Raw genomic sequence first — 19,246 nt, 5'->3', positions numbered from 1 at the left:
CAGATCGGCAAAGCATCCTCCCTCCCTTGCGATCCCACTCTCTGATAGCGGCTTCCCGGCATCGCCGGGGATTGAGCCGATTTGTCTGGCATCTTGTGACAGACAGATTATAACAACTTAAATACAAATATCGCGAGGGCACGGATGCTGACGGGAAAATGGGCCATCGTAACTGGCGCAACTCGTGGGATAGGAAAGGAAATATCGACGATTCTGGCGGCATCCGGCGCTAACCTCATCCTGCAAGGCCGGGATGAAAATATGTTAAATGACTGCGCCGATGATATCCGCAAGATGGGCCGCGAGGTGGCAGTTGTCCCCGGGGACGTGGCCGATCCCGCCACCGCCGACGCCGCCCTCGCCGCGGCTCTGGCATTGGGACGGCACCCCGACATTCTCGTCAACAATGCGGGAATGAACACGCGGTCCTCGACGCTGGACATGACGCTTGCGGACTGGTCCCGGGTCATGGACGTGAACCTGAACGGCACCCTGCATTTCTGCCGCGCGATGCTGCCCGGGATGATCGCCGCGCGGGCCGGTGTCATCGTCAATGTCAGTTCGACCACCGCCAAGACGCCGCACCGCAACGCCGCACCCGCCTATGGCGCGTCGAAGGCGGCGGTGAACTACCTGACCATGCACCTCGCGCAGGAGATGGCCCCGCACGGCATTCGTGTCAACGCGGTGTGTCCCGGCCCGGTCGAGAGCGACATGACCGGGCAGTGGAGCGCCGATTATCGCGCGGCCACCCTCGGCCGCATGCCTCTGGGGCGTCTCGGCACGCCCCGGAACATCGCCGACATCGTGCTCTTCCTCGTGTCGGATATGTCGGCCTTCATCACGGGCGAGACCATCAACGCCAACGGCGGGACGTACATGAACTGATGCCGCTGCTGATTGTCATCATTGCCGACGACCTGACCGGAGCACTGGACGCGGCGGCACCCTTCGCGGGCATTCCGGGCGGCGTGGCGGTTGCGACGAAGCCGGAGGCGGTGACCGACTGCCCGGCCGGGGCAAGCGTGCTCTCGGTCTCCACCCGCTCGCGGGACATCCCGCCACAGGAGGCGGCGGGCCGGGTTCACGCGGTTCTCTCCGCCCTGCCCGCCGGGGTCGCGCTGTTCAAGAAGGTGGATTCCCGGCTCAAGGGCAACCTCGCCGCCGAACTGGCACCTCTGCCCGGCCCGCTTCTGGTCGCCCCGGCCCTGCCCGAGTTCGGACGCGTGGTGCGGGGGGGCGCGGTTCACGGGTTCGGCGTGGCCAAGCCCATCGCGGTCCGGGACCGCCTCGGACCCGAGGCGCACCGCGCGACGATCCCGGACGTGGAAACGGCGGAGGAGATGGATCACGCGCTGTCGCAAGCGGATCCGCACGCCACGCTTGTCGGTTCGCGGGGACTCGCCGCCGCGCTGGCGCGTCGTATAGGTCTCGTGCCGCAGGCTCTGGCGGCGACACTCCCGGCCCCTGCGGTCATGATCGTCGGCTCCACCGATGCCATCACCCTCGGCCAGGTCTCGGCGTTGAAGGCTGCCTGCCCCGATCTGCGGCATGTCGAGGCCCCCTCCGGCGATGTCCCCGCGCCGCAGGACACGCCGCGCCTCACGCTGGTCCAGTCCACTCCTGGCCCCGAGCGCCCCGCGCAAGAGGTCGCCCGCCACCTAGCGGAGGGCGCACTGCCCTGGATCGTGCCCGCACGCGGGGTTCTGTGCACCGGCGGCGCAACGGCGGAGGCGCTTTTCGACGCCATGGGATTGACCTTGCTGACCCTATCGGGCGAAGTCCTGCCCGGCCTGCCGGTGGCAACGGCAAACGGTCGGGTGATCGTGACGAAATCCGGCGGATTCGGGGAAAGGGACTGCTTGATGCAACTGGTTCAGACGAACGCCGCCGCGCCGAGGTCCCGGGCATGATGGATCAGGACGCCCACCCCGCCGGTCGCCGCAGCCTCGCCGATACGGTCTTCGACCGCATGTTCCGCGCGATCAAGTCCGGCGCCTATGCCGAGGGCGAGCGCCTGCCGACGGAGCACGACCTCGCCGCCGAGTTCCAGGTCTCGCGCCCGGTGATCCGCGAGGCGCTGAAACGGCTCCGCGATCAGGACCTCGTCTATTCACGGCGCGGCGCGGGGAGTTTCGTGCGCAACACCGGGCTCAAGGAGCCGCTCGGGTTCAGCGCGGTCGAGAGCATCACGGATCTGCTGCGCTGCTACGAGTTTCGCATCACGCTCGAGTCGGAGGCTGCCCGCGCCGCCGCCGAGCGCCACACGCCACGCAGCCTCGCGCCCATCGAGGCGGCGCTGAACCAGATGCGCGATGCGACAGCGCGGCAGAAACACCGCGAGGACGCGGATTTCGCCTTTCACCTCGGTGTGGCGCGGGCCAGCGAGAACCAGTATTTCGCCACCGCCATGGAGGCGCTCAAGGACCACATCGCTGTCGGGATGCAGTTCCACGGGCAGGCTTTGAAGACCTCCACCGATGGCCTCGCGGAAGTCTACGCCGAGCACCGCGCCATCTTCGACGCCATTCGGAATGGCCGCGCCGCCGAAGCCCGTGACCTGATGCACGCGCATCTGCGCGGCTCGCGGGACCGGCTGTTCGACGGGCGCAGGCCCAGCGAGAGCTGACCTGTCAGAACGCAGCCCGGTAGATCGCCTCCACGTCGTCGACGCTCATGTCGCGCGGGTTGTTGTCCATCAGCCGCCGGATACCATGCGCCTCCTCGGCCCAGCCGCGCAAGGACGCCTCCGCAATACCGTGGTCGCGCAACTGCATGGCGATGCCGAGGCTGGCGCAAAAGCCGTGCGCGGCGTCCAGAACATTGCCCTGATCGGCAGAAACCGGGAGCTTCAGCGCGGCCAGGATCTCTGCCGTCTTCGCCTCCGCGACCGGCGCGTTGAAGGCCAGCACATGCGGGAAGATCAGCGCGTTGGAGATGCCATGCGGCATGCCGGCATGGGTTCCCAGAGGATAGGCGATGGCGTGGCCCGCCGCCGTGTTCACCGGCCCGAGGCACAGCCCGCCGTAGAAGGACGCCAGCAGCATCCCGGCCCGTGCTTCCGCGTCAGCGCCATCCTCGACCGCGCGGCGCAGGTATTGCCCCGCCAGCGTCATGCCCATCCGGGCGTAACCGTCGATCAGCGGATGCGCCTTCACGTTGGTGAATGCCTCGACGCAATGTGCCAGCGCATCGACGCCGGTTGCGGCGGTGACAGCGGAGGGCACGCTCATGGTCAACTCGGGATCGAGCACCGCGAGGTCCGCCAGCATGTAGGGGCTTTCGACCGCCGTCTTGGCATTGGTCTTCGTATTCGTCACCAGTGCGCGGATGCCGCCTTCGGAGCCGGTTCCGGCGGTGGTGGCGATCTGTGCCAGCCTTGACGCCTTCCCGGCCACCCGGTTCGGCCCGGCCACGTCCTCAAGGCTTTGCGTGCCGTTCCAGAGCACGGCCACGAGCTTGGCAATGTCCATCACCGAGCCGCCACCGAGGCCGATGACCACGTCCGGCTTGTGCTCCCGGGCCGCTTCCAGAGCGGCGTCGAGGTCCGTATCCTTCGGCTCCGGCGCGACGCCGTCGAAGACCTTCACCGCACCGGAAATCCCCAGGCTTTCGACCATCGGCACAGTGACGGGCTGGGCGATGACCAGCACGCGCTGGCCCTCCCCGACCCACTCCCCGACCTTGGCCGCCGAGCCTGTGCCGATCTCGATCCGCTTCGGCAGATGCAGCGTGATTGCGCGCGAAATATCCATCTCAGCCTCCCAGCCGTTCCATCTCGGACCAGACCGCCTGCTGCTCCGCCTGCGTCAATTCGACCAGCGGCGGCATCAGGTTCAGCCATCCCAAGTCCCCGCGCGAGCGCGCCAGCATGGTCTTCACCGTCGGCAGTTGCACGAACTTGTTCGTCAGCGTGCGCCAGTCGTTGATCCGGTCCTGTGCCGCCTCGACTTCCCCGGCCTTCGCCGCGTCCTGCCAGCCGTCCCAGACCACCCGCAGCGCGTCCGACCGCAGGTTCGACGTCGCCGTGATGCAGCCTGCCCCACCCATGCGCAGCAAGGGCAGCATCAGGGGATCGGCCCCCGAAAGGACCGCGAGATCCGGGAAGCGCTCGACCATGGCTTTCATGTTGCTCAAGTCGCCGGAGCTGTCCTTGATGGCGCAGAAGGTACCGGGATAGGCGGTCATCAGCCGTTCGATCAGGTCATGCGGGATCGGAATCTGCGTGACCTGCGGGATATGATAGAAAACGACGCGCAGCCGCGCGTCCGCAACGCCCTCGACCACGCGCGAATAGAAGCGATACAGCCCTTCCTCGCTCACACCCTTGTAGTAATAGGGCGGCAGCAGCACGACGCCCTTGGCCCCGGCCTCAACCGCATGTTTGGTCAGCTCAAGGGTATCGGCCACCGACGGCGCGGAGGTGCCGGGCAGCAGCGTGTTCGCCGGAACGCCGCCCTCGACCGCCGCTTCCAGCAAAGCCTTGCGGTCATGCAGGCCGAAGCTGTTGGCTTCGCCTGTGGTGCCGAGCATGGCGATGCCGTGGCAGCCCTCATCCAGCAGCGCCTTGCAATGGGCGGTGAAGAGCGCGAGGTTCGGACGCCCTTCGGCGGTCACGGGCGTTGCGGCGGCGCAGTGCACGCCCTGAATGGCAAAGGTCATTGTTTCCCCTTCACGAGGTTGCGCGCATAGGCGATGGCGTGATGCATGTTGCCCGCGTCGGCGATGCCCTTTCCGGCAATGTCGAAGGCGGTACCGTGGTCGACGGAGGTCCGGTCGATCGGCAGGCCGAGCGAGACATTCACCGCCGTGTCGAAGGCGACGAGCTTGACCGGGATATGTCCCTGATCGTGATACTGCGCGACGACGAGATCGAAGGCGCCGTTGTAGGCGCGGTGGAAGACGGTGTCGGCGGGCACCGGGCCGGTGACGTCGATGCCCTCCTCCCGCGCCATGCGGATCGCCGGGGCGACCTGCGTGTCGTCTTCGGTTCCAAAGAGGCCACCCTCTCCGCAATGCGGGTTGATCCCGGCCACGGCAATGCGCGGCGCGGGGTAGCCGAGGCGCTTGAGGTGATCGTTCCCGGTGCGGATGGTCTTGAGCAGCGACTCCGGCGTCGCCCGGGTGATGGCGTCGCGGAGCGAGACATGCGTCGAGTTGTGGATCACCTTGAGCCGCTCGGAGGCGAGGATCATCCAGGCTTTCGGCGTGCCCGTGAGATGCGCCAGCATCCCCGTGTGGCCGTCATAGTGGTGCCCGGCAGCATTGAGGGACGCCTTGTTCAAGGGCGCGGTCACGATGCAGCCGATCCTGCCCGCCATGGCGTCTGCAACGGCGGCCTCCATGTTGCGGAAGGCGGCATCGCCGGCGCGGCTGTCCTCCTTGCCGAAGGGCAGCGGGCCTCCTTCGACGGGAATATCCGTCACCGCGACGTCTTCCCCGAGCTTCAAGGCCGTGCCGACCGCCACCTGCGCCGCCTCAAGCGTCTTCAGACAGCCATAGATGCGCGTCTGCGCCCGCTCGGCGGCGTCCATGGCGGAGACCGCCTTGAGCGTGATTTCCGGGCCGACCCCTGCCGGGTCGCCGATGGTGATGCCGATCATTGGGCCTCCAGCCAGTCGCGTGTCAGCCGCACATGCTTGATGGCGCGGCGGTGGTAGGTATAGGCGAGGTCGAGCGCGCCGTCCTCCCCCTCGCTGATCGACGGATAGGACATCTCGAAGTTCTTGCCGTCGATGCTGTTGTTCGTGAGACAAGTGCCGGGTCCGTCCTCGACGGTGATCCGCCGCGGGAAGGTCTTACCTCCATCCGCCGAAAAGCAGAGCGCGACGGGAGCCCGCGGCACGCCCCAGATCGGGTTGCAACCGCCCTGCGCCTGCGGTCGGTCGTCGTCTACCTCCAGTTCGTCATACAAGCCTTCGCGCCGCGCGCCGGGATGCATCGCGGCATTGACCGGGTTGCAGATCATCGCGATCCGTCCGTCCTGCAAGGCAATGACGCAAATGGAAGAGTTGTTGTTCGGCACATCCGTCGCCTCCGGCACGGACCAGCTTTCACCGCCGTCCGTGCTTTCCGTGCGATAGACGTAATCCGCCTGCCTGCGGCGGAAGAAGGCGGCGTAATGGTCGGGCCCGAGCGGCACCAGCGTCATGTGCACACAGCCGATGGAGCCGGGCACCTCGATCTCGCGCCATGTCTTCCCCTGATCGCTGCTGATCGCCAGAGCCGCGGTGTCATGGCTTCCGGTCCAGCGCTCGCCGGGACGGGAGACACAGCGGAACAGCGGCAAGAGCCAGGCGCCGTCACTGCGGACGGTGACGGCCCCGCGAATGAAGGTCCCCTTCGGCAAGGGCAGATCGACCGGAGCCTGCCCTTCGGTCCGCATCCGGACGACGCAGTCATCCTGATTGCCGCCGGGCTGTGCGGTGTGGAGAATCAGCCGCTGCCCGTTCGGGGCGTCGAATTGCACGGGATTCTGTTCCGACCGCTCCGGATCGTCGGTCAACCGCAGCGCGGCACCCCAGCCGCCGGGACCGAGCGTAGACCGCCAGATGGAGATATCCGATTTGCCTTCGAGCGAGCCACCGAACCAAAGGCAGTGCAAGCCATCGGAACCACGGGAGAAAAAGGCCGCGTGATTCTGGATCGTCTGCGCCGGAAGCAGCGCCTCGCTGCGCCCGGGCGCCGTTTGCCGGAGCACCCCGTCCATGCGGTCGGAAATCTCGTCAGGGGTCATCAAGCCAGCCATATCCATTCGTCCAAAGCGCGTCACAGTCCGCCTCAAGAGCCGCGTCTTTACAAAAGTTGTCAAGTTGAAATTTCCAAGATACCCCTTGATACCTCCAAAATGTCTCAACATAAATCACTGTTTTATAACACATTAAACATGAAACCCACATCCCGAGACGCCTTGTGAAAAATAGAATTTGACATTTGAACCCGTCGCCTGTCTTTTTTCCCGGAGGCCGCAACGGGCGGCAGACCCTTGAAAGCAGGCGTGGATGACCGCGATACCTCGACAGACCCCAGACAAGGACCGCCGCGCCGCGCTCGCGGTGGGTCTCATGGTGATCGTCGCGCTGTTCCAGGCGGTCGATGCGGTCATCGTCCGCCAACTCTCGCCGCAGGTTCACCCTTTCACCATCGGCTTCGCCCGCGCCCTCTTCGGCCTGCTGCTGGTGCTGCCCTGGATGGTGACACGCAAGGGCATCCTGACCTCCAGCTACCGCTTCCGCCATGTCCTGCGGGCCGCGCTCAAGCTGGCCGCGCTGGTGGCCTACTTCTTTGCCTTCGCCCTCGCGCCGCTGGCCGATGTCACCGCCATCGCCTTTACCGCGCCGATCTTCGTGACGCTGGGGTCCTGGCTGTTGCTCGGGGAAAAGCCCCGGCTGCTCAGGATCATCGCCGTTGTTGTCGGCTTCGCCGGAGTGATGATCGTCCTGCGGCCCGGGCAGACCGGCATCCCGGAGGGCCTGCTCTACGCCATCCTCGGTGCACTGCTGACTGCGGTGATCCAGCTGATCCTCAAGCCCATGTCCGCCCGCGATTCCACCGAAACGCTGGTCGCGTGGAACCTCATCGTCACCGTACCGCTGGCCGCGATCCCGCTGATCTGGTTCTGGACCGCCCCGACGCCCTTCGAGTGGCTCCTGCTCGCCATCCAGGGTGCACTTGGCGCGCTCAGCATGGCCTTCGTCACCCATGCCTTCAGCCTCGCGGAGGCAACGCTGATCGCCCCGCTCGACTTCCTGCGCCTGCCGATGGTCGCGGGCGCGGCCTGGCTGGTGTTCGGGCAGGCGGTGCCGGTCACGACCTGGATCGGCGGCGTGGTCATTTTTGCCGCCACCCTGCTCATGGCCCGCAGCGCCCGCACCCGGACGGTGACCGCGCCATGACGGACCTGCGCTCAGCCGTGGCCTTCGAAGGCGGCGAGGATGACCTCCTGCACCCGGCGGTGCATCGCGGAGTCGCGCCGCGGGGTGAAACACAGGTAGAGCTCCGAGCCGAACCGGGACGGAATGTCGATCTCGCGATAGGTCAGGTTGGCCATCTGCTGGGCCTGCGCCGAGCGCGGCACCAGCGCCACTCCCAACCCCTGATTGACCAGCGCCAGCATGGTCTGGGTCTGGCTGACCTCATGCGCCACCGTCGGCGCTATGCCGATGGCGGAAAACAACGCGTCATGAACGGCCCGCAGGAAGCCGCCCCGTTCGGTCGAGTATCCGATCATGGCGCGGCCATCGAGATCGGACAGCGTGACCTGTTCCGCCCTGGCCAGCGGATGGTCCGCGGGCAGCGCCAGCACCAGCGGCTCTCTGATCAGGCGGATGGACTCCGTGGCCCCGTTGCGGCCCGGCGAGCGGGTCAGCCCGAAGTCCAGTTCCCCCGCCCGCAGCGCCTCGATGATTTCGTAGCTCATCATCTCCGTCGGTCGGAAGTGCACGTCCGGCAGGTCCCGGGCCAGCGCCTCCACCATGCGCGGCACGAATTCCAGCGCGGCGGATGGCACGAACCCCATGCGGACCGCCCCGGCCTCGCCCCGCGCCGCCTGCTGCGCCTTGAGCACCGCGTGCTCGGCCCGTTGCAGCAGGTCCGTTGCGCTGGCGAGCAGGCTGACGCCCGCCGCGGTCAGCCGCACCGTGCGGTTCGTGCGCTCCAGAAGCGCCAGGCCGAGCGCCTCCTCAAGCAGCCTGATCTGACGGCTCAGGGGCGGCTGGGTCATGTTCAGCCGAGCAGCGGCCCGGGTGAAATTCAGGTCTTCGGCGACAGCGATGAAGCAGCGCAGCTGGTACAATTCGAACGGGGTCTTGAGCATGTCCACTCCTGCGCCGGCGGGACTCCACGGACGAGCATCATACAAATCCTGTATCGCAGCAAATCAAGATTGAAATTTACGGACGTCTCGCAGGCGTTACTTTCACCGTAATGCGGTGCGCACGGGAGGTGCGCATCGGATCGCGCGGCAGGCTGCGAGGAGACTGCCGCAAACGGGGACCAGGGAGGAACCACAATGACCTACACATTCGGCCGCATTGCCGCGGCCCTCATGGTAACGACATTTGCATCACAGGCGCTCGCCGAGGAGGTAACCGTCGTGCTCTCGGAAGAGCTCGACATCGTCGATCCCTGCGAAGCCTCGCGCTCCAACGTCGGCCGCGTGGTGCTGCAGAACATCGCGGAGACCATCACGGAGCTCGATCCGGAGACCGGCCTGCAGCCGCGCCTGGCGACCAGCTGGGAAGACATGGGGGGCGGCACCTGGCGCTTCACGCTGCGCGAGGGCGTGACCTTCTCCGACGGCACCGCGCTCGGCGCCGATGACGTGGCGCATTCGCTGGCGCGCATCAAGTCGGACAAGATCTCCTGCGAGATCGGCGCGAAGTACTTCGGCGGCATCACCCTGACCACCGCCGTGGTGGACGACACGACCATCGACATCACCGCGGACCCGGCGCAGCCGATCCTGCCGCTGCTGATGTCCACCGTCACCGTGGTGCCGGCGGAGACCTCGATGGAGGCCTATGTCGACACGCCGGTCGGCACCGGCCCCTACACCTGGGACGAATATGCCCGCGGCCAGCACATCAAGCTCTCCGCCCGCGATGGCTACTGGGGCGAGACGCCGACAGTGACCGCAGCAACCTATGTCTTCCGCTCCGACAGCGCCGTGCGCGCCGCCATGGTTGCGGCGGGCGAGGCGGACATTGCGCCGCAGATCGCGCTGCAGGATGCCACCGATCCGGCGATGGACTTCAGCTACCCGAACTCCGAAACCGTCTACATGCGTCTCGACAACGCCACCGCGCCGCTGAGCGACGTCCGGGTTCGTCAGGCGCTGAACTACGCGGTGGACCGCGAGGCCTTCATCGGCACGATCCTCGCCAATGGCACGCTGCTGGCGACCGGCATGACCCCGCCGTCGACTCTTGGCTACAACAAGGACATCAAGCCCTACCCCTACGACCTCGACAAGGCCAAGGAACTGCTCGCAGCCGCCAAGGCGGACGGCGTCGACACCGATGCGGAGATCACGCTGATCGGCCGGATCAACAACTTCGCCAACGTGCAGGAAACCAACGAGGCGCTGCTGGCGATGTGGCAGGAGGCGGGCTTCAACATGAAGCTGCAGATGGTCGAGGTTGCCGAATGGCTGGAGCACTACTCCAAGCCCTTCGCCGAGAACCGTCCGCCGGAGATCGTCATGGCCCAGCATGACAACGCCAACGGCGACCCGGTCTTCTCGATGTACTTCAAGTACGCTTGCGAGGGCCTGCAGTCCGGCGTCTGCGACGAGACGCTTGACGGCATGATCGCCGATGCGACCGCCACCACCGGCGCGGAGCGCGAGGCAAAGTGGTCGGCCACCTTCGACTACATCAACAACACGCTGGTCGCCGACGTGCTGCTGTTCCACATGGTGGGCTTCAGCCGCGTGAACAGCCGTCTCGACTTCACCCCGAGCATCAAGACGAACTCCGAGCTGCAGCTCTCGCAGATCGAGTTCAAGTAACCGCAAACTCCCCGGGGGCGGCGCCGCTGCCCCCGGGACGCAGGACAGGGGCCGACCATGAAGTCTTTCCTCGGCAAGCGCGCCGTCACCAGCGCCATCTCTCTCGTGGGGCTCATCATCCTGGTGTTCTTCCTGTCGCGGCTGACCGGCGATCCCACCGATCTCTACTTGCCCGAGAACGCCACGCAGGAGGCCCGCGACCAGTTCCGAGCCATCCACGGTCTCGACCAGCACATCCTGATCCAGTTCGGCAAATACGTGACGGACCTCGTCCAGCTCGACTTCGGCATGTCCATCCGCCGCGCCGAGCCCGCCATCGACGCGGTGCTGCGCGGTTTCGAATGGACGCTGTGGCTTGCCTTCATCACCATGACACTTGTGACCGTCTGCGCCATTGTCGTCGGCTCGCTCGCCGCTTTCCATGTCGGCGGGATCTTCGACCGCGTCGCCACCTTCTTCTCGCTGATCGGCGCCAGCGCCCCGGACTTCTGGATCGCCATCGTCGCCATCGTCGTGTTCTCGGTCTATCTCGGCTGGGTGCCGACCTCCGGCACCGGCACCGTGGCGCATTGGATCCTGCCCATCGCGGTTCTGTTCATCCGCCCCTTCGGCCTGATCCTTCAGGTCGTGCGCGGCTCGATGATTTCCACGCTCAGCGCCGCATATATCAAGACCGCCCGCGCCAAGGGGGTCCGAAACCGTCCGATCATCTTCGTCCATGCCCTGCGCAACGCGCTCCTGCCCGTCATCACCGTGATCGGCGACCAGGCGGCGGGGCTGCTCAATGGCGCGGTGATCGTCGAGACGATCTTCGGCTTTCCCGGCGTCGGGAAGCTGATGATCGACTCCATCCTGCAACGGGATTTCACCGTCGTCCTCGCCGCGATTTTCGTCACTGCGCTGGCGATTTTCGTGATGAACATCCTCATCGACATCCTCTACGCGGTGCTCGACCCGCGCATCCGGTACTGATCCATGGCCCTGACCGACACCGACGCCCCCGTGATGGCCGACGCGCCGCACCCGCTGGTCTCCATGGCCCGCATGCTGTGGCGCGACAAACTCGCGCTCTGCGCTGCGCTCTTCCTCCTGATCGTGCTGTTCTGCGCCCTCTTCGGCCCGACCCTGCTCGACGACATCGCGACCAAGCAGAATCTGCGCGGCCGCAACGCGCCACCGTTCGACTGGTCGCGCGGCTGGGTGTTCTGGCTCGGCGGCGACGCCCTTGGCCGCCCCCTGCTCGCCCGCATCATCGTTGCCGCGCAGAACACCATCATGGTCGCCGCCGGGGCCGTGGCCGCCTCGCTCATCATCGGCACCACGCTCGGGCTGATCGCCGGCTACACCTCGAAAACCGCCAGCCTGATCATCATGCGTCTGGCCGACGTGATCATGTCCTTCCCGTCGCTGCTGCTCGCCGTGATCGTGCTCTACATGCTGGAACCCGCCGTCGGGAACCTGATCATCGTGCTCGCGATCACCCGCATCCCGGTCTACCTGCGCACCGCCCGCGCCGAGGTGCTGGAAATCCGCGAACGCATGTTCGTGCAGGCGGCAAAGGTCATGGGCGCCTCCACCAGACGCATCATCTTCCGCCACATCCTGCCCGTGGTTGCCCCGACGCTCATCACCATCGCCACGCTCGACTTCGCCTTCGTCATGCTGGCGGAAAGCTCGCTCTCCTTCCTCGGCATCGGCATCCAGCCGCCGGAAATCACGTGGGGCCTGATGGTCTCCCAGGGCCGCCCGTATCTGACCACCGCGTGGTGGCTCTCGTTCTGGCCCGGCCTCGCCATCATCCTGACCACGCTCAGCCTGAACCTGCTCTCCAACTGGATGCGCACGGCGCTTGATCCGGTGCAGCGCTGGCGGCTGGAAATCGCGAGGAAGAAGCCATGAGTCCCCTGCTCGAAGTCCGCAACCTCTCCGTCGATTTCCACACGGCGCAGGGCACCGTCCACGCGGTCCGAAATGTCAGCTGGCATCTGGACCGGGGCGAAACCCTCGCCATCCTCGGCGAGTCCGGTTCGGGCAAGTCGGTCTCCGCCTCCGCCATCATGAACCTGATCGACATGCCGCCGGGGGAGATCACGTCCGGGGAAATCCTGTTCGAAAACCGCGACCTGCTCAAGTTGAGCGCAGACCAGCGCCGCGAGCTGAACGGCAAGCGCATCGCGATGATCTTTCAGGACCCGCTGAGCCATCTCAACCCGGTCTACACCGTCGGCTTCCAGATCGCCGAGATGATGACCACCCACGGCACGCCGAAGGATCAGGCCCGCGCCCGGACGCTGGACCTGCTCAAGCGCGTGGGGATCCCCGAGTACGAGACCAAGATCGACGCCTATCCCCACCAGTTTTCAGGCGGCCAGCGCCAGCGTCTGATGATCGCCATGGCCCTTGCGCTCAAACCCGACATCCTGATCGCCGACGAGCCGACAACGGCGCTCGACGTCACCGTTCAGGCGCAGGTGCTCTCCCTGCTCGAAGAGTTGCAGCAAGAGACCGGCATGGGCCTTTTGCTGATCACCCATGACCTTGGCGTCGTGGCCGAAGTGGCCGACCGCGTCGTGGTGATGAACTCCGGCGAAATCGTCGAGACCGGCAGCGCGGCAGAGGTCTACCGCCGCCCGAAGCATCCCTACACGGCGAAACTCATTGCCGCCGTGCCCGGAACCGGCGAGATGATGGCCCCCTTGGACACCGGCATCAAACCGATCCTCGAAGTCAACGCGCTGCGCAAGGAATACGGCGCCTTCACCGCGCTGAACGACGCAACGCTGACGGTCCTGCCCGGCGAGACCGTCGCCATCGTCGGCGAGAGCGGCTCGGGCAAGTCCACGCTGGCCAAGTGCCTGCTGCGCCTTGAGGAACCGACAAGCGGCGAAGCGCTTTATCACGGGCGCGACCTCGTCACCATGGCGCCGGGCGAGTTGTTCAAGCTGCGCCGTGACATCCAGATGGTGTTTCAGGACCCGACGCAATCGCTCAATCCGCGCATGTCGGTCTATGACATCATCGCGGAGGCCTTTGTCATCCATCCGGAAATCCTGCCGAAGGACCGCTGGAAGGCCCGCGTGCGCGACCTGCTCGAACATGTCGGCCTTGGCGCTGAACATATGTACCGCTATCCGCACCAGTTCTCAGGCGGCCAGCGCCAGCGCATCGCCATCGCCCGCGCCCTTGCCCTCGAACCGAAGCTGATCATCTGCGACGAGGCGGTCTCCGCCCTCGACGTGTCGATTCAGGCGCAGGTCATCACCCTTCTGGACAATCTCCAGCGCGAGCTTGGCCTCTCCTACCTCTTCATTGCCCACGACCTGCCGCTTGTCCGCGACTTCGCGCACCGTGTCGTGGTCATGCAGGGCGGTCGCATCGTCGAACAGGGCCCCGTGGCGCAGATCTTCGACGACCCGCAGGAAGAGTACACCCGCAACCTCATGGCAGCCTCGCTGCACCCCGATCCGGAAATTCAGGCCGAGCGCCGCCGGGTCCGTCTCGAATTATTGGGAGCCGCCTGATGACGAAACCCGACGTCCTGCTTATGTACCCGACGCGGCCCAAAGCCATGGCCCAGCTCGAGGCGCTCTATACCTTGCACCGGTACGACGAAGCGGAAGACAAGATGGCCTTTCTCGCCGAACACGGCGCGAAGATCACCGCCATTTCCACCAATGGCCATGCGGAACTCGGCGCGGCCCATCTCGCCCATATGCCGAACCTCGGGCTGGTCTCCTGCTCCTCCGCCGGGTTCGAGAGCATCGACGACGCGGCGCTGAAGGCGCGGGGGATCGCGCTGACGAATACCTCCGTCGCGCTGCGCGATGACGTGGCGGATTGCGCCCTCATGCTGGTGCTGGCCTGCCGCCGCCACCTGATCGCCGGACATGCCTACGTCAGGACCGGCGACTGGGGGCGCAAGGGCATGTATCCCCTCACCTCCGCCATTCGCGGCAAGAAGGCCGGGATCGTCGGCCTCGGCTCCATCGGACAGGCGATTGCCGACCGTCTCGAAGTGCTCGGCATGGAGATCGGCTACACCGGCCGCAAGCCCAAACCCGTGCACTACACCTTCCACGACAGCGCCGAGAGCCTTGCGGCATGGTCCGACGTGCTCGTGGTGGTGGTGCCGGGCGGACCGGAGACCGAAGGCCTGATCGACGCCGCCGTTCTGGCCGCGCTCGGGCCGCAGGGCACCTTGATCAACGTCGCAAGGGGCAGCGTGGTGGACGAGACCGCCCTCATCGCCGCGCTGGAAAACGGCACCCTCGGCAGCGCCGGGCTCGATGTGTTCCGGGGCGAGCCGAACCCCGACCCGGCGCTTGTCGCCGCGCCCAACCTCACCCTCTACCCCCACCACGCCAGCGGCACCATCGAAACCCGCGACGCCATGGCCCAACTGATGGTCGACAACCTCGCCGCCCATTTCGCGGGCAGGCCGCTGCTGACGCCGGTCTACACCCTGCCGGAAGGCACCTGATCCGCATGACCACAACCCTCGCCTACTTCCGCTGGCCTCTGACCTTCACGGTCCTCGGCCTCATCCTGTCGTTCTGGCTTGGCCATGCCACCACCGGCACCCTTGCCGGGGCGCTGAGCTTCCTTGCAATCGGCGCGGTGCTCGCGGTGCTGGAAATCTCGCTCAGCTTCGACAATGCCATCGTGAATGCCAACAAGCTCAAGGACATGACCCCGGTCTGGCGGCAGCGCTTCCTGACCTGGGGCATCCTGATCGCCGTCTTCGGCATGCGCATCGTCTTCCCGCTCGCCGTGGTCTCCATCGCAGGCGAGATCAGCCCATGGCAGGCGCTCAAACTGGCCGCCGTCCGACCCGAGCAATACGCCCAGGTCATGCACGAGGCGCACACGTCGATTGCCGCCTTTGGCGGGACCTTCCTGATGCTGGTGGCGCTGAGCTATTTCATCGACCAGGAGAAGGAGATCGACTGGGTCCGCACGGTGGAAACCCGGCTGCGTGCCTGCGGCTCGGTGCGGGGCATGGAAATCGCCGCGGTGCTGATCCTGGCCCTTGTTTTCACCGCCGCCCTGCCGGATCACCAGAGCGACGATTTCCTCTTTGCCGCCGTCTGCGGTCTCGTCACCTTCGTCGGCGTGGAGCTGCTGGGGCAACTGCTGGACAAGGCGGAAGACACCCGCAACCTCGCAGCCTCCGGCGGCTTCGGCGCGTTCCTCTATCTCGAAGTGCTGGACGCCTCCTTCAGCTTCGACGGGGTGATCGGAGCCTTCGCCCTGACGCAAAACCTCTTTCTCATCGCGATCGGTCTCGGCATCGGTGCCTTCTACGTGCGCTCCATGACCATCATGCTGGTGGAAAAGGGCACGCTGGCGGAGTTCCGCTATCTCGAACACGGAGCCTTCTACTCGATCCTCGTGCTGTCCTTCATCATGTATGTCCAATCCCTGCTTCATGTGCCCGAAGTACTGACCGGCCTCATCGGCGCGGTGCTGATCGGCCTCGCGCTCTGGTCGTCGATCCGGCACAACCGGCGGGAGGCGCGGGGCTGACATGGTGACACCGATCTCGCGCCGCGCGCTCTGGATGCACAAACTCACCGACGAGGTGGTCCGCGCCGTCACCGAGAAGATCCACGCCGGAGCGCTGTCCCCAGGGGACGCCCTGCCCCCGGTCGAGACTCTGGCGCGGGAACATGTGACCAGCATCACCGTGATCGACCGGGCGCTCGATGCGCTGGTCACCTCCGGCACCATCGCCGAAAGCCCGGACGGCGGTTTCATCGTCGCCACCCCCGGCCCCGCCGGGCGGTTCGAACTGCCGGATACGCCCGCCACCCGCGAGGATATCATCGCGGTCCTGGAGTTGCGGATGGGGGTGGAGGTGCTGGCCGCCGGGATCGCCGCCGAGCGGCGGGACGCGGCCATGCTGGAGGAGATCCGGACCGCCGCCGCCGCCTTCGAGGCCGCGGCCGCCGAGAAGGACGGAATCGCGCAGGCCGATTACGTCTTTCACCGCGCCGTCGCCATGGCCTCGGGCAATCCTTACATCCGCGAACTGCTCGAATACCTCGGTCCGCTGCTGATCCCGCGGATGCGGATCACCCTGCCGGGACGGAACCTCAAGAGCGACGGAAACCTGACCGCTTCCATCGCCGAACACGCCGCCATCACCCGCGCCATCGCGGCGCAGGAGCCGGCAGCCGCCCGCGACGCCATGCGGGCGCACCTCGGCCGGGCCATCGCTCTGATCCGGGGCATGGGGTGACACCCCGCACATCCCGACGAGGGATGCGTCGGCGCCACCGGCCCTGCGCGGAGGACGGGCGAACGCCCCGGCGGAGACCGGCCACCGCCCCTTGACGGCGCCTCCGATCCTTGAACAACATGGGTCTCCCTTCCGCTACGCCGACAGGATTGGCCGATGAAATTCCGCTTCCCCATCGTCATCATCGACGAGGACTTCCGCTCCGAGAACACCTCCGGCCTCGGCATCCGTGCCCTGGCCGAAGCCATTGAAAAGGAAGGGTTCGAGGTGCTGGGCGTCACCAGCTACGGTGACCTGAGCCAGTTCGCCCAGCAGCAGAGCCGCGCCTCCGCCTTCGTGCTGTCGATCGACGACGAGGAATTCAGCCCCGGCCCGGACCTCGACCCGGCGGTGCTGAACCTGCGAAGCTTCATCGAGGAGCTGCGCTGGAAGAATGCCGATGTGCCGATCTTCCTGCACGGCGAGACCCGCACCTCGCGGCACCTGCCCAACGACATCCTGCGCGAGCTGCACGGCTTCATCCACATGTTCGAGGACACGCCCGAGTTCGTGGCCAAGCACATCATCCGCGAGGCGAAGTCCTACCTTGAATACATCCAGCCGCCGTTCTTCAAGGCGCTGCTCGACTATGCCGAGGACGGCTCCTATTCGTGGCACTGTCCGGGCCATTCCGGCGGCGTCGCCTTTCTGAAATCGCCCATCGGACAGATGTATCACCAGTTCTACGGTGAAAACATGCTCCGCGCCGACGTCTGCAACGCGGTGGAGGAACTGGGTCAGCTTCTCGACCACAACGGCGCCATCGGCGAGAGCGAGAAGAACGCGGCGCGGATCTTCAACGCCGACCATTGCTTTTTCGTCACCAACGGCACGTCGACCTCAAACAAGATGGTCTGGCACCATACGGTTGCCCCCGGCGACGTGGTCGTTGTGGACCGAAATTGTCACAAGTCGATCCTGCATTCGATCATCATGTGCGGCGCGATCCCGGTGTTCCTGAAACCGACCCGCAACCACTGGGGCATCATCGGCCCGATCCAGCGCAGCGAATTCGAGCCGGAGGCGATCAAGGCGAAGATCGCCGCCAACCCGCTGCTCGAAGGCTACGATCCGGAGGCGGTGAAACCACGCGTTCTGACCCTGACCCAATCCACCTATGACGGCGTGCTCTACAACACCGAAGTCATTAAGAGCCTGCTCGACGGCTATGTGGAGAACCTGCATTTCGACGAGGCCTGGCTTCCGCACGCGGCCTTCCACTCGTTTTATGGCCAGTACCATGCGATGGGACGGAAGCGGGGGCGGACGAAGAAATCCGTGACCTATGCCACCCAGTCGGTCCACAAGCTGCTCGCCGGGATCTCGCAGGCCAGCCATGTCCTCGTACAGGACGCCGAGGAGACCAAGCTCGACCGGCACCTGTTCAACGAAGCCTACCTGATGCACACATCGACCTCGCCGCAGTATTCGATCATCGCCTCCTGCGATGTGGCGGCGGCAATGATGGAGCCGCCGGGCGGCACCGCGCTGGTCGAGGAAAGCATCGTCGAGAGCCTGGAATTCCGCCGCGCCATGAAGAAGGTGCAGAAGGACTTCGGCGATGACTGGTGGTTCCGTGTCTGGGGACCCGAGGACTTCGACGAGAACGAGGACGGCATGGGCCGGGCCAAGGACTGGCAGCTCAAGCGCACCGACAGCGAGGGCGTCGAAACCGGCGGCAAGGACAGCTGGCATGGCTTCGGGGACATGGCCCGCGATTTCAACATGCTCGACCCGATCAAGGCGACGATCATCACGCCCGGTCTCGACATCGACGGGCATTTCGACGACAGAGGCATTCCCGCCTCCATCGTCTCGAAATACCTCAGCGAACATGGCGTGGTGGTGGAAAAGACGGGGCTTTACAGCTTCTTCATCATGTTCACCATCGGCATCACCAAGGGGCGCTGGAACACGCTTCTGGCGGCGCTGCAGCAGTTCAAGGACGATTTCGACAAGAACCAGCCGCTTTGGCGGGTCATGCCCGAGTTCTGCGCCGCCCAGCCGCGCTACGAGAAGATGGGACTGAAGGACCTGTGCCAGCACGTACACAAGCTCTATGCCAAGTACGACGTGGCGCGGCTGACCACGGAGATCTACCTCTCCGACCACCACCCGGCGATGACACCCACAGAGGCTTTTTCGCAGATCGCCCGCCGCCGCACCGAACGCGTGGCCATCGACGATCTCGAAGGCCGCATCACCACCAGCCTCGTGACGCCATACCCGCCGGGCATCCCGCTTCTGATCCCGGGCGAGGTCTTCAACTCGAAGATCGTCGACTACCTGCGATTCAACCGCGAATTCGCCCGCGAGTGCCCGGGGTTCGAGACCGACATCCATGGCCTCGTGACCGAGATCGGCGAGGACGGCGTGGTGCGGCACTTTGCGGATTGCGTGGCGGAATAGACGGAGCGCCGTTCCCTCCCCTTCAGGGGAGGGCCAGGGTGGGGGAG

At 65.8% G+C, this 19,246-nt stretch carries 17 protein-coding genes; 12 read left to right on the top strand and 5 right to left on the bottom strand.

Annotated elements, in window-relative coordinates:
* The first annotated feature begins 144 nt into the window (after positions 1 to 144).
* Genes ACP159_RS05805 through ACP159_RS05795 form a run of 3 tightly spaced genes read left to right on the top strand, consistent with a single transcriptional unit; the run spans position 145 to position 2,629 of the window.
* Positions 145 to 888: an SDR family NAD(P)-dependent oxidoreductase gene (locus ACP159_RS05805; RefSeq protein ID WP_425098709.1), complete on the top strand. Its 744-nt coding sequence runs from the start codon at positions 145 to 147 to the stop codon at positions 886 to 888.
* Positions 888 to 1,913, top strand: coding sequence for a four-carbon acid sugar kinase family protein (locus ACP159_RS05800; protein WP_425098708.1), 1,026 nt, complete (start codon positions 888 to 890; stop codon positions 1,911 to 1,913). Before ACP159_RS05805 ends, ACP159_RS05800 begins: the two co-directional genes overlap by 1 nt.
* Positions 1,910 to 2,629, top strand: a complete 720-nt coding sequence (locus ACP159_RS05795) for a FadR/GntR family transcriptional regulator (RefSeq protein ID WP_425098707.1) — start codon at positions 1,910 to 1,912, stop codon at positions 2,627 to 2,629. Before ACP159_RS05800 ends, ACP159_RS05795 begins: the two co-directional genes overlap by 4 nt.
* A gap of 4 nt (positions 2,630 to 2,633) precedes the next feature.
* Here ACP159_RS05795 and ACP159_RS05790 read toward each other — a convergent pair whose 3' ends face one another.
* From ACP159_RS05790 to ACP159_RS05775, 4 genes are read right to left on the bottom strand one after another with little or no spacing between them, the layout of a single operon-like run.
* Positions 2,634 to 3,755 (bottom strand): iron-containing alcohol dehydrogenase, encoded by a 1,122-nt coding sequence (locus ACP159_RS05790; protein ID WP_425098706.1) that lies wholly within the window; start codon positions 3,753 to 3,755, stop codon positions 2,634 to 2,636.
* A gap of 1 nt (position 3,756) precedes the next feature.
* Positions 3,757 to 4,662: a dihydrodipicolinate synthase family protein gene (locus ACP159_RS05785; RefSeq protein WP_425098705.1), complete on the bottom strand. Its 906-nt coding sequence runs from the start codon at positions 4,660 to 4,662 to the stop codon at positions 3,757 to 3,759.
* A complete protein-coding gene (gene pdxA, locus ACP159_RS05780) occupies positions 4,659 to 5,603 on the bottom strand; it encodes a 4-hydroxythreonine-4-phosphate dehydrogenase PdxA (RefSeq protein ID WP_425098704.1) in 945 nt (314 codons plus the stop codon). The genes ACP159_RS05785 and pdxA overlap by 4 nt, the downstream gene beginning before the upstream one ends.
* On the bottom strand, positions 5,600 to 6,748 hold the full coding sequence (locus tag ACP159_RS05775; protein ID WP_425098703.1) for a sialidase family protein: 1,149 nt from the start codon (positions 6,746 to 6,748) through the stop codon (positions 5,600 to 5,602). The genes pdxA and ACP159_RS05775 overlap by 4 nt, the downstream gene beginning before the upstream one ends.
* Positions 6,749 to 7,001: 253 nt before the next feature.
* On the opposite strand from ACP159_RS05775, the gene ACP159_RS05770 reads away from it, so the two are divergent.
* Positions 7,002 to 7,895: a DMT family transporter gene (locus ACP159_RS05770; RefSeq protein ID WP_425098702.1), complete on the top strand. Its 894-nt coding sequence runs from the start codon at positions 7,002 to 7,004 to the stop codon at positions 7,893 to 7,895.
* Between the two features lie 11 nt (positions 7,896 to 7,906).
* Here ACP159_RS05770 and ACP159_RS05765 read toward each other — a convergent pair whose 3' ends face one another.
* Complete coding sequence (locus tag ACP159_RS05765) at positions 7,907 to 8,815, bottom strand: LysR family transcriptional regulator (RefSeq protein WP_425098701.1); 909 nt, start codon at positions 8,813 to 8,815, stop codon at positions 7,907 to 7,909.
* 195 nt (positions 8,816 to 9,010) lie between these two features.
* On the opposite strand from ACP159_RS05765, the gene ACP159_RS05760 reads away from it, so the two are divergent.
* From ACP159_RS05760 to ACP159_RS05725, 8 genes are all read left to right on the top strand, one after another.
* On the top strand, positions 9,011 to 10,510 hold the full coding sequence (locus ACP159_RS05760; protein ID WP_425098700.1) for an ABC transporter substrate-binding protein: 1,500 nt from the start codon (positions 9,011 to 9,013) through the stop codon (positions 10,508 to 10,510).
* A 57-nt stretch (positions 10,511 to 10,567) separates the two neighbouring features.
* The gene (locus ACP159_RS05755; protein WP_425098699.1) at positions 10,568 to 11,482 is read left to right on the top strand and encodes an ABC transporter permease; all 915 of its coding nucleotides are present in this window, start codon (positions 10,568 to 10,570) and stop codon (positions 11,480 to 11,482) included.
* A gap of 3 nt (positions 11,483 to 11,485) precedes the next feature.
* Entirely contained in the window at positions 11,486 to 12,409 is a 924-nt protein-coding gene (locus tag ACP159_RS05750) for an ABC transporter permease (RefSeq protein ID WP_425098698.1), read from the top strand.
* Positions 12,406 to 14,031, top strand: coding sequence for an ABC transporter ATP-binding protein (locus ACP159_RS05745; RefSeq protein ID WP_425098697.1), 1,626 nt, complete (start codon positions 12,406 to 12,408; stop codon positions 14,029 to 14,031). The genes ACP159_RS05750 and ACP159_RS05745 overlap by 4 nt, the downstream gene beginning before the upstream one ends.
* Positions 14,031 to 14,990, top strand: a complete 960-nt coding sequence (locus ACP159_RS05740) for a 2-hydroxyacid dehydrogenase (protein WP_425098696.1) — start codon at positions 14,031 to 14,033, stop codon at positions 14,988 to 14,990. The genes ACP159_RS05745 and ACP159_RS05740 overlap by 1 nt, the downstream gene beginning before the upstream one ends.
* 5 nt (positions 14,991 to 14,995) lie before the next feature.
* Complete coding sequence (locus tag ACP159_RS05735; protein WP_425098695.1) at positions 14,996 to 16,036, top strand: DUF475 domain-containing protein; 1,041 nt, start codon at positions 14,996 to 14,998, stop codon at positions 16,034 to 16,036.
* A 1-nt stretch (position 16,037) separates the two neighbouring features.
* Positions 16,038 to 16,751, top strand: coding sequence for a FadR/GntR family transcriptional regulator (locus ACP159_RS05730; protein ID WP_425098694.1), 714 nt, complete (start codon positions 16,038 to 16,040; stop codon positions 16,749 to 16,751).
* Between the two features lie 156 nt (positions 16,752 to 16,907).
* Entirely contained in the window at positions 16,908 to 19,199 is a 2,292-nt protein-coding gene (locus tag ACP159_RS05725) for an Orn/Lys/Arg decarboxylase N-terminal domain-containing protein (RefSeq protein WP_425098693.1), read from the top strand.
* Positions 19,200 to 19,246: the final 47 nt, after the last annotated feature.

The sequence above is a fragment of the Tropicibacter sp. S64 genome, from assembly GCF_049803835.1.
Taxonomy (GTDB): Bacteria; Pseudomonadota; Alphaproteobacteria; order Rhodobacterales; family Rhodobacteraceae; genus Pacificoceanicola.
Note: the sequence above shows the minus strand (reverse complement) of the source record. Positions and strands in the feature narration are given on the sequence as shown.